The organism is Streptomyces glomeratus (genome assembly GCF_021462825.1).
Lineage (GTDB): Bacteria > Actinomycetota > Actinomycetes > Streptomycetales > Streptomycetaceae > Streptomyces > Streptomyces glomeratus.
Genome location: NZ_JAKEEB010000033.1, coordinates 72,494 through 83,272, shown reverse-complemented (window position 1 = coordinate 83,272; position 10,779 = coordinate 72,494). Strand labels below are relative to the sequence as shown.

At 70.0% G+C, this 10,779-nt stretch carries 12 protein-coding genes; 10 read left to right on the top strand and 2 right to left on the bottom strand.

What is annotated here, in order from left to right; genetic code table 11:
- Window positions 1-151 precede the first annotated feature (151 nt).
- Window positions 152-484 (top strand): hypothetical protein, encoded by a 333-nt coding sequence (locus LZ604_RS28530; protein WP_234518568.1) that lies wholly within the window; start codon window positions 152-154, stop codon window positions 482-484.
- Between the two features lie 7 nt (window positions 485-491).
- Here LZ604_RS28530 and LZ604_RS28525 read toward each other — a convergent pair whose 3' ends face one another.
- Both LZ604_RS28525 and LZ604_RS28520 read right to left on the bottom strand, forming a co-directional pair.
- Window positions 492-1,076: a nicotinamidase gene (locus tag LZ604_RS28525; protein ID WP_234518567.1), complete on the bottom strand. Its 585-nt coding sequence runs from the start codon at window positions 1,074-1,076 to the stop codon at window positions 492-494.
- Between the two features lie 169 nt (window positions 1,077-1,245).
- Window positions 1,246-2,574 (bottom strand): nicotinate phosphoribosyltransferase, encoded by a 1,329-nt coding sequence (locus LZ604_RS28520; protein ID WP_234518566.1) that lies wholly within the window; start codon window positions 2,572-2,574, stop codon window positions 1,246-1,248.
- Between the two features lie 92 nt (window positions 2,575-2,666).
- Between LZ604_RS28520 and clpS the strand changes: the two genes are divergently transcribed.
- From clpS to LZ604_RS28480, 9 genes are all read left to right on the top strand, one after another.
- Complete coding sequence (gene clpS / locus LZ604_RS28515; RefSeq protein WP_234518563.1) at window positions 2,667-2,984, top strand: ATP-dependent Clp protease adapter ClpS; 318 nt, start codon at window positions 2,667-2,669, stop codon at window positions 2,982-2,984.
- A 36-nt stretch (window positions 2,985-3,020) separates the two neighbouring features.
- Complete coding sequence (locus LZ604_RS28510; protein ID WP_234518562.1) at window positions 3,021-3,626, top strand: DUF2017 domain-containing protein; 606 nt, start codon at window positions 3,021-3,023, stop codon at window positions 3,624-3,626.
- Between the two features lie 364 nt (window positions 3,627-3,990).
- Entirely contained in the window at window positions 3,991-5,442 is a 1,452-nt protein-coding gene (locus LZ604_RS28505) for an amino acid permease (protein ID WP_234518560.1), read from the top strand.
- 74 nt (window positions 5,443-5,516) lie between these two features.
- The gene (locus tag LZ604_RS28500; RefSeq protein WP_234518558.1) at window positions 5,517-5,939 is read left to right on the top strand and encodes a M67 family metallopeptidase; all 423 of its coding nucleotides are present in this window, start codon (window positions 5,517-5,519) and stop codon (window positions 5,937-5,939) included.
- 79 nt (window positions 5,940-6,018) lie between these two features.
- Window positions 6,019-6,114 (top strand): putative leader peptide, encoded by a 96-nt coding sequence (locus tag LZ604_RS36390; RefSeq protein ID WP_344415113.1) that lies wholly within the window; start codon window positions 6,019-6,021, stop codon window positions 6,112-6,114.
- Window positions 6,115-6,229: 115 nt separating this feature from the next.
- On the top strand, window positions 6,230-6,517 hold the full coding sequence (locus LZ604_RS28495) for a MoaD/ThiS family protein (protein WP_234518556.1): 288 nt from the start codon (window positions 6,230-6,232) through the stop codon (window positions 6,515-6,517).
- Between the two features lie 16 nt (window positions 6,518-6,533).
- A complete protein-coding gene (locus LZ604_RS28490) occupies window positions 6,534-7,484 on the top strand; it encodes a PLP-dependent cysteine synthase family protein (protein WP_234518554.1) in 951 nt (316 codons plus the stop codon).
- Window positions 7,485-7,877: 393 nt separating this feature from the next.
- The gene (locus tag LZ604_RS28485; protein WP_234518552.1) at window positions 7,878-9,950 is read left to right on the top strand and encodes a putative Ig domain-containing protein; all 2,073 of its coding nucleotides are present in this window, start codon (window positions 7,878-7,880) and stop codon (window positions 9,948-9,950) included.
- Window positions 9,951-10,128: 178 nt separating this feature from the next.
- Entirely contained in the window at window positions 10,129-10,689 is a 561-nt protein-coding gene (locus LZ604_RS28480; RefSeq protein WP_234518551.1) for a hypothetical protein, read from the top strand.
- Window positions 10,690-10,779 lie beyond the last annotated feature (90 nt).

The window sequence follows — 10,779 nt, the reverse complement described above, 5'->3', positions numbered from 1 at the left end:
GTCCGGAGTGGAGCAGCTCACAAACAGAACAGCGTTTGTGCAGGTCGGAGCGTGATCGGCCGCGACCCCCTGGCGGGTCGCGGCCGATCGTGTTTAGGTGCGTCCTGTGGCTCTCTTATTGACATCAGTTCTCACGGGGGTGTGAAAGGGCATGGCCGCAGGAGGTTTCTGCAAGCTGCCGAGCGGCAGTGTGGTGGTGGCGCTGAACCTGCCCAGCCCGGGCTCGGCGGGCGGTCTCGTCCGCGTGCTGGTGCTCGCCCAGAACCGCGCCCGGGCGCTGACGCGCCTGCGCAATCTGGGCCTGCGCGCGGTGTATCTGCGCGGCAACGCGGCCCCGCCGACCCCCGACGAGATCACCGCGGTCCTGCACCATCCCGACGGCCTGATATGGCGCACGGCCCCCGGCAGCGAGGGCCAGGAACTGCCGCAGGAGCTGTGGCGCCCGATCAGGGCCCTGCTGCGGCAGAAGGCACCGCAGGCGTGAGCCGCGGCTACACCACCGGCTTGCCGGACAGCTCCACCCCGGCCTCCCGGAGCTCCGCGAGCGCCCGCTCCGTGGTCTCCTCGGACACCCCGGCGGTCAGGTCCAGCAGCACCTGGGTGCGGAAGCCGTTGCGGACGGCGTCCAGGGCGGTGGCGCGCACACAGTGGTCCGTGGCGATGCCCACCACGTCCACCTCGTCGATCCCGCGCTCCCGCAGCCAGTCGCCCAGCGGCAGCCCGTTCTCGTCGACCCCCTCGAACCCGCTGTAGGCCGCCGCGTACGCCCCCTTGTCGAAGACGGCGTCGATCGCTCCGGAGGCGACCGCCGGGGCGAAATTGGGGTGGAAGCCCACGCCCTCGGTGCCGGCCACGCAGTGCGCGGGCCACGAGTGCACATAGTCGGGGTTGTCGGCGAAGTGCCCGCCCGGCGCGATGTGGTGGTCCCGGGTGGCCACGACGTGGCGGTACCCGGCGGGAGCCTGCCCGATCAGCTCGGTGATCGCGGCGGCCACGTCGGCACCTCCGGCCACCGCGAGGCTGCCGCCTTCACAGAAGTCGTTCTGCACGTCTACGACGATCAAGGCGCGGCGCATGGTCGGTGTCCTTCGGGTCGGCAGCGGTTCGACAGGGGGAGGGGTACGGGGCCCGGCCGTCTGTACGAACTACCGAGCCTAGAGACTTCCCGGGGCGGGCGGGAGGGGGCGCGAGGTGGTCGGTCCGGTGCGCGGGTGCGCTGGTGTCGTATCCCCCCCAGGCACCCGGTCAGAGGTACTCGGTCGGAAGCACGGGTTCCCCGCGCGAGAGCTGGGTCGCCGACAGCGGCAGATCGGCGCGTGCGGCCATGTGCCGGTCGCGCACGACGTCCAGTGGCTCGCGGGTCACGATCTCTCCGCCCTTGACCAGCTGGACCAGCAGCTGCCGGTCCGCCAGCTCGTCCGGCACCGGCCCGGTGCCCACGACCTCGGCCTCGGGCACCCCGTCCTCGTCGAGCCGCCGAGCCGCCCACTTGCGTCCGCCGATGGACGTCTTGCCGCCGCTCGACTTCTTCGCGACCGGCACCAGCGGGGCCTTGGGATCCGCCGACTCGGCCCGGGCGACCAGCTTGTAGACCATCGAGCAGGTGGGGTGCCCGGAGCCCGTGACCACCTGGGTGCCGACGCCGTACGCGTCCACCGGGGCCGCCCGCAGTGAGGCGATCGCGTACTCGTCCAGGTCCGAGGTCACGGTGATCTTCGTCTGGGTGGCGCCCAGTGCGTCCAGCTGATGCCGGACCCGGTGCGCGACCACCAGCAGATCGCCGGAATCGATGCGGACGGCGCCCAGCTCGGGCCCGGCCACCTCGACGGCCAGCCGCACGGCCTCGGCGACGTCGTAGGTGTCCACCAGCAGCGTGGTGCCCCGGCCCAGCGACTCCATCTGGGCCCGGAAGGCGTCCCGCTCGCTGTCGTGCAGGAGCGTGAAGGCGTGCGCGGACGTCCCGACCGTGGGTATCCCGTACCGGAAGCCGGCCGCCAGGTCCGAGGTGGTGGTGAAGCCGCCGATGTACGCGGCGCGCGAGGCGGCGACCGCGGCCAGTTCGTGGGTGCGGCGGGCGCCCATCTCGATCAGCGGCCGGCCGTCGGCGGCGGAGGACATGCGGGAGGCGGCGGCCGCCACGGCGGAGTCGTGGTTGAGGATCGAAAGGATCACGGTCTCCAGGAGCACACACTCGGCGAAGGAACCCTCGACCCGCATGATCGGCGAGCCCGGGAAGTACACCTCGCCCTCCGGGTAGCCGCAGATGTCGCCGCGGAAGCGGTAGGCGGCGAGCCACCGGAGCGTCTCCTCGTCGACGATCCCGCGCTCCCGCAGGAATCCGAGGACGCCCGCGTCGAAGCGGAAGTTCTCCACGGCGTCCAGGACCCGTCCGGTGCCGGCCACGACGCCGTAGCGGCGGCCCTCCGGCAGCCGGCGGGTGAAGACCTCGAAGACGGAGCGCCGCCCGGCGCTACCCGCGGCGAGAGCGGCCTGCAGCATCGTCAGTTCGTAGTGGTCGGTGAAGAGCGCCGTCGAGGGAACGTCCACCGGCAGCCCAAGGTCCGCAGTGTTCATGGGCGCTGATCGTACTCCCATCTCGTCAATCTGACGATTTATGCCGGTGGTGGGGGTGTCCGTTTGTGCGAGCCCCCCCTCGGGATGGCAGCATGGGCCGTGTGACGGCTCCCGCACCCCTTGAGATCGAGAAGACCGAGTCGGCGGAGGAAGAGTTCGCCGTCCCGGAACCGGACGTCCCCTGGGTGACGATCGTCCACAACGACCCGGTCAACCTGATGAGCTATGTGACGTATGTCTTCCAGGCGTACTTCGGGTACTCCAAGGACAAGGCCACCAAGCTCATGCTCGACGTCCACCACAAGGGCCGGGCGGTCGTCTCCAGCGGGACGCGCGAGGAGATGGAGCGCGACGTGCAGGCCATGCACGGCTACGGTCTGTGGGCCACCCTTCAGCAGGACCGCAAGTAGCGCCAGCCGCAGATCCGTCAAGCAGCGAAAAGACCCATGCCAGGACACTTCGAACCGCTCCCCGGCGGCGGCGCGGCCGTCGCGCTCGACGACGTCGAGATCTCCATCATCCGGTCGCTGGCCGTTCAGCTGCTGGAACTCATCGGGCCCGGCCCGGCCGAGGACGCCCCCGACGACCCGCTCGCCGAGCTGTTCGCGGAGGGCCCGAGCGAACCGCCCTCCGACCCGGTGCTGCGCCGCCTGTTCCCGGACGCCTACGGCGGCCCCGGCGGGGAGCCGGTCTCGCCGGAGGAGGCCGACGAGCGGCGCGTGTACTCCGCGGAGTTCCGCCGCTTCACCGAGAACGACCTGCGCGCGCGCAAGCGGGAGAACGCCCTGGCGGTGATCCGCTCGCTGGACGGCCTGACCTCGGCGAGCGGGGAGGGCGGGGTGCTGAAGCTGACGCGCGGGGACTCCGAGCAGTGGCTGGGCGCCCTCAACGACCTGCGTCTGGCGATCGGTTCCCGGCTGGAGATCCTCGACGAGGACGACACCGATCACCTCTACGAGCTGCCGGACGAGGATCCGCGCAAGCCGATGGTGATGGCGTACCTGTGGCTCGGCGGCCTCCAGGAAACCCTCGTCACGACCCTTCTGCCCTGAGGGCGTCCCGACGTATGCCCTGAAGTACGGACATCGTCCCCCTTCGGGCCGCCCTCCGGTGTTCGCTCAGAGGACGCTCAAATCCGGATAACGATCGCATCACCGTTGCGGCCGTATTTGTCCCTTCCGGTAGTTTTTTGTCCCCTTCTTCCCGTGCGGTGCGTCACATGTCGCGCCGCCGATCAATGTTGCGGCCGTGATAAATCTTCACGACCGCCCGAGGGACACCACCCCTGTCCACTCGGGTGCGCCACCGAGTCGGCGGATCGCCGGCCAGGCACAACTCCATTTCATCCGGGGGGATCGGAACCCGGTCCGAAGCCATGGGACTGGCTCGGGCCGGCGTGGAGAAAGGCGCACCAACATGACCTCATCGCAGGTCGGCAAGCAGTACGACGGCAGTGAGGCCGTGGGCGGCGACGCCCCCGAGGAGGGGTACGAGCGCGGGCTCGGCAGCCGCCAGGTCCAGATGATCGCGATCGGCGGCGCCATCGGCGTCGGCCTCTTCCTGGGTGCCGGGGCGAACATCGCCAAGGCCGGGCCCAGCCTGATCCTCATGTACGCCCTCGCGGGCGTGATCATCTTCTTCATCATGCGGGCACTCGGCGAGCTGCTCCTCTACCGCCCGGTCTCGGGCTCCTTCGCGGAGTACTCCCGCGAGTTCATCGGCCCGTTCTTCGGCTACTTCACCGGCTGGACGTACTGGCTGATGTGGGTGGTGACCGGCATGGCCGAGCTGACGGCCGCCGCGATCTACGTCCACTACTGGTTCCCGCACATCCCGCAGTGGGTGACGGCACTGGTCTTCCTGGTGGTCCTTTTCGTGGCCAACCTGATCTCGGTGAAGCTGTTCGGCGAGATCGAGTTCTGGTTCTCGATGGTCAAGGTCACCGCGCTCGTCGGCATGATCGTGATCGGTCTCGGTGTGCTCACCTTCGGCTTCAGCGCGGCCGGTGACACCGCCTCGGTCTCCAACCTCTGGCAGTTCGACGGCTTCTTCCCCAAGGGCATCGGCTCCTCGCTGATGACCTTGCAGGGCGTCATGTTCGCCTACCTCGCCGTCGAGCTGGTCGGTGTGACGGCCGGTGAGTCGGAGAACCCGGAGAAGACCCTCCCGAAGGCCATCAACACCCTGCCCTGGCGTATCGCCCTGTTCTACGTCGGCGCCCTCACCGTCATCCTGTGCGTGGTGAAGTGGACCGAGTTCGCGCCGGGCGTCAGCCCCTTCGTGAAGGCGTTCGCCATGATCGGCATCCCGGCCGGCGCCGGAATCGTCAACTTCGTGGTGCTCACCGCGGCCCTGTCGTCCTGCAACTCCGGCATGTACTCCACGGGCCGTATGCTGCGCACCCTGGCGGACAACGGCGAGGCGCCCCGGGTCTTCAGCAAGCTGTCGGCGTCCAAGACCCCGGCCCTCGGCATCACCGTCTCGGTCGCCTTCATGGGCATCGGCGTGATCCTCAACTACATCGTCCCGGAGAAGGCCTTCGGCTATGTCACCTCGGTGGCCACCGCGGCCGGCATCTGGACCTGGCTGATGATCCTGGTCAGCCACGTCCTGTACCGCCGCGCGGTCGACGCGGGCCGGCTGCCCGCCTCCTCCTTCCCGGCGCCGGGCGGCGCGGTGTGCAGCTGGATCGCCATCGCGTTCCTGCTCTTCGTCACCTGCCTGATCGCGTACGACGCCGACTCCCGCGTCTGCCTGTACGTGATGGCCGTGTGGGCGGCCGCCCTGGCCATCGGCTGGGCCGTGCTGAAGGCCCGCAACCCGGAGGTCACCCAGCGCCGCGAGTCGGAGCTGGAGAAGGTCGGCTGAGCGCACCGCTCACCATGTGGGCCGTTCCGTACCACCTCTCGGTACGGAACGGCCCTTCTCTTATCCTGACCGTCATGCTGACCATCACCCAGGCCCTGTACGACCGGATCGTCGCCCACGCCCGCCAGGACCACCCCGACGAGGCGTGCGGCGTGGTCGCCGGTCCGGCGGGCTCCGGCCGCCCCGAGCGGTTCATCCCGATGCTGAACGCCGCCCGTTCCCCCACGTTCTACGAGTTCGACTCCGGCGACCTGCTCAAGCTGTACCGGGAGATGGACGACCTCGACGAGGAACCGGTGGTCATCTACCACTCCCACACCGCGACCGAGGCGTACCCCTCCCGCACGGACATCAGCTACGCCAACGAGCCGGGCGCCCACTACGTCCTGGTGTCCACCGCCGACACGGACGGCGCGGGCCCCTTCCAGTTCCGCTCGTTCCGGATCGTGGAGGGCGAGGTGACGGAGGAGGAGGTCACCGTGGTGGAGAGCTACTGATCCCGTGATTCGGTCAGAACTCATCCACCATGCGAGATCACACTCCGGACACCGGTGGGGGAATCGATACGATGAGCCCATGGTTTTCCACGACGTGAGCAAGAAGACGCCGGGCACGCTGCTCGTGGCGCGGCTGCACGTCGACCTGTGCAGGCTGAACAGCGCCATCTGTTGACGCCGCCCTGCCGCCGCACGGCCGTGGGCCGCGGCGTCGCAACCGGCGCAGCCGGTGTTTCCTCGCGCTGACGCGCGCCCACCGACCTGATCTCTCCCGACAGGAGCCCAAAGCCATGGCCATCGAGGTCCGCATCCCCACCATCCTCCGCCAGTACACAGACGGTCAGAAGGCCGTCGAAGGCAACGGGGAGACCCTCGCCGAGCTGTTCGCCGACCTCGAGACCCGCCACGCGGGCATCCAGGCCCGTATCGTCGACGAGGGCGCCGGCGGCGAACTGCGCCGCTTTGTGAACGTCTACCTGAACGACGAGGACGTCCGCTTCCTCGACGGCATCAACACCAAGATCGCCGACGGCGACAATGTCACGATCCTGCCGGCGGTCGCCGGCGGCATGGCCTGACGGTCGCTGATCACCGATGCGCTACGACTCCCCGCTGGCCGCGGTGGGCAACACCCCTCTGGTGTGCCTGCCGCGGCTGTCGCCGTCCCCCGACGTCCGTATCTGGGCCAAGCTGGAGGACCGCAACCCGACCGGATCGGTCAAGGACCGGCCCGCACTCCACATGATCGAGCAGGCGGAGAAGGACGGCCGGCTGACCCCCGGCTGCACGATCCTGGAGCCCACGTCGGGCAACACGGGCATCTCCCTGGCCATGGCGGCCAAGCTCAAGGGCTACCGCATGGTGTGCGTGATGCCGGAGAACACCTCCCAGGAGCGCCGTGACCTGCTGGGCATGTGGGGCGCCGAGATCATCTCCAGTCCGGCCGCGGGCGGTTCCAACACCGCCGTGCGCGTCGCCAAGGAGCTCGCGGCCGAGCATCCGGACTGGGTGATGCTCTACCAGTACGGCAACCCGGACAACGCGGGTGCGCACTACGCGACGACCGGTCCCGAGATCCTCGCCGACCTGCCCTCCGTCAGCCACTTCGTGGCCGGCCTCGGCACCACGGGAACGCTGATGGGCGTGGGCCGCTTTCTGCGCGAGCACAAGCCGGACGTGAAGATCGTCGCGGCGGAGCCCCGCTACGACGACCTGGTGTACGGGCTGCGCAACCTCGACGAGGGCTTCGTACCGGAGCTGTACGACGCGTCCGTGCTGACCACCCGCTTCTCGGTCGGCTCTGCGGACGCGGTGGCCCGTACCCGTGAACTCCTCCAGCAGGAAGGGATCTTCGCGGGCATCTCCACCGGTGCGGCCCTGCACGCCGCCCTCGGTGTCGGAAAGAAGGCCGTCCAGGCGGGCGAGAGCGCCGACATCGTCTTCGTGGTGGCCGACGGTGGCTGGAAGTACCTCTCGACCGGCGTCTACACGGCCGCCACGACGGAAGAGGCGATCGAGACACTCCAGGGCCAGCTCTGGGCCTAGTGACCTGAGTCGGAGAGTCGCCGCCGGCTGCCGACCGACCTCTGACTCCGGTCACCAGCCTCCGGTCGCCTGCCTCTCCTCAACGCGCCAACCTCCTCCTAATGAGGGGGCTAAGCGCTGCTCATGGCGCGGCAAAGATCTCCCTCCGGGTATGCCTCTCCTTCCGTGGTCCGGGTTACGTTCTGCCCGCACCCTGTCATGTCACGCTCACTCGCCATCGCAGGGTGTTCACAGTGATTCAAGTGTCATGCCCATGATCGTGCGTCCACCGCCGCTACGCGTTTCACGGCCTGTCACTCAGCTCGTGAATCCCCACTTCCGGCTGTGGCTCCGCGTACGGCCCCACCCAGGTCTGCGCGGCGCCGGCCTCAAACCGAGAGAGGCAGCACCCCCATGCGTGAGTCACGCCCGAGCAAGCGGCGACGGAGCCTGCGAAGACTTCTGACCGCCGCCGTCCCCGCTCTTGCCCTCACCGTCGCCGGTCTCATGGCGGCACCGGCCGCCGGGGCCCATGGCGTCCCCGGCACCGCGCACTCCTCCCACTCCGGCCCCGTCACCCAGAACGCCAAGGCGCTGACGGACCCCAAGGCACAGACCGTCCACGCCACCGGCAGGGCGGGCCAGAAGGTGCCGACCGAGCACCTGTGCGGCAAGCCGAGCGCGGGCCACGCGTCCTGCTTCGCCCAGCGGCGCACCGACATCAGGCAGCGGCTCGCCGCGGCGGTGGCCGCCGCGCCCTCCGGCCTGAGCCCCGCCAACCTGCACAGCGCCTACAACCTGCCCTCGACGGGCGGCTCCGGCCTCACGGTCGCGGTGGTCGACGCGTACAACGACCCCAACGCCGAGTCCGACCTGGCCACCTACCGCTCGACGTACGGCCTCTCGGCGTGCACGAAGGCCAACGGCTGCTTCAAGCAGGTCGGCCAGACCGGCTCCACCACCTCGCTCCCGGCGAACGACACCGGCTGGGCCGGCGAGGAAGCGCTCGACATCGACATGGTCAGCGCCGTCTGCCCCAACTGCAACATCATCCTCGTCGAGGCCAACTCGGCGACGGACACCGACCTCGGCACCGCGGAGAACGAGGCCGTCGCCCTCGGCGCGAAGTTCGTCTCCAACAGCTGGGGCGGCTCCGAGTCCTCCTCCCAGACCGGTGAGGACACCCAGTACTTCAAGCACCCGGGCGTCGCGATCACCGTCTCCGCGGGTGACGAGGGCTACGGCGCGGAGTACCCGGCGACCTCCCAGTACGTGACCGCCGTCGGCGGCACCGCGCTGACCACCGCCTCCAACTCCCGCGGCTGGAGCGAGTCCGTGTGGAACACCAGTTCCACCGAGGGCACCGGCTCCGGCTGCTCGGCCTACGACCCCAAGCCGAGCTGGCAGACCGACACCGGCTGCGCCAAGCGCATGGAGGCCGACGTCTCCGCGGTCGCCGACCCGGCCACCGGCGTCGCGGTCTACGACACCTACGGCGGCTCCGGCTGGGCGGTCTACGGCGGCACCAGCGCCTCCGCCCCGATCATCGCCGGCGTCTACGCCCTCGCGGGCACCCCGGGCTCCGGCGACTACCCGGCGAAGTACCCGTACTCCCACACCTCGAACCTGTACGACGTCACCAGCGGCAGCAACGGCAGCTGCTCCACCTCGTACTTCTGCACCGCACGCACCGGCTACGACGGCCCGACCGGCTGGGGCACCCCCAACGGCACGGCCGCCTTCTCCTCCGGCAGCAGCAGCGGCAACACCGTGACCGTCACCAACCCGGGCAACCAGTCCACCACGACCGGCAGCTCGGTCAGCCTCCAGATCTCGGCCAACGACAGCGCCGGAGCGGCCCTCACCTACAGTGCCACCGGTCTGCCGACCGGCCTGTCGATCAACAGCTCGACCGGCCTGATCTCCGGCACCGCCTCCACGGCGGGCACCTACAGCGTGACCGTCACCGCCCAGGACCCCACCGGGGCCTCCGGCTCGGCCTCCTTCACCTGGACCGTCGGCTCCTCCGGCGGCACCTGCACGGGCGCCCAGCTGCTCGGCAACCCCGGCTTCGAGTCCGGCAACACCACCTGGACCGCCACCAGCGGCGTCATCACCAACGACAGCGGTGAGGCGGCGCACAGCGGCTCCTACAAGGCCTGGCTCGACGGCTACGGTTCCGGCCACACCGACACCCTGTCCCAGTCGGTGACCATCCCGTCCGGCTGCAAGGCCACCCTCACCTTCTATCTGCACATCGACACGTCCGAGTCCGGCAGCACCGCCTACGACAAGCTGACGGTGACCGCCGGCTCCCGGACCCTGGCGACGTACTCGAACGTCAACGCCGCCTCGGGCTACGCCCAGAAGACCTTCGACCTGTCCTCGCTGGCCGGCTCCACGGTCACCCTGAAGTTCAGCGGGGTCGAGGACTCCTCCCTGCAGACCAGCTTCGTCGTCGACGACACCGCGCTGACGACCGGCTGACCCGTCCCGCGCACCTCGCGGTGCGAAGGGCCCCGGCCGCACCTGCGGCCGGGGCCCGGTGGCGGTTGTGCGGGGAAGCTGATGCGCTGGAGACAGGGATCCCGATGCGCCGGAGAAACGTCACAGCAGCGCAGGGACCACAACACCGGGCACGGGCTTGAGGAAAGGCGGCCGCCCCATGCGCCGTACGACCCCCCACGGGACCATCACCACCACCCTCGTCGCCGCGGCGGCGCTGCTCCTCGCGGGATGCGGCGGCCAGGACGGAGGGGCGGCAGGCACCGGAGGATCCCCGTCGCGGACGGCCGCGCCCTCGGCCTCCCCGTCGGCCTCACCCTCCGTGTCCCCGTCGGCGTCCCCCTCCGTCCCGCCCTCGGCATCCGCCCCGGTTCCGCCGTCCCCCACGGCGACCGGGAAGGGCTGCACGCCCGAGGTCCTGCTCACCGCCGCGGACACGGGCCGCACCGTGTGCCTGACGGTGGGCGGGCGGATCCGACTCACCCTGCACGGCAGCGAGGACCGGCCCTGGAGCCCCGTCACCGCAACGGGCGGCGCGCTGAAGGCCGCCAACGCCGGCTTCGGCAGCCGGCCCGGTGACACCCTCGCCGCCTTCGAGGCGGTCGCTCCCGGAACGGCACGGCTCACGGCGAGCCGCCCCCTGTGCGCCAAGCGCCCCGGTCAGACGTCGTGCCTGGGCATCGAGCAGTGGACGGTCACGGTGAGGGTGACCAAGCCATGAGATCACCGAGCGATGAGACCGCCGAGCGATGAGACCGCCGAGCCATGAATCCCGCACACCATGAGGCCTGCACGTCATGAAGCGCCAAGC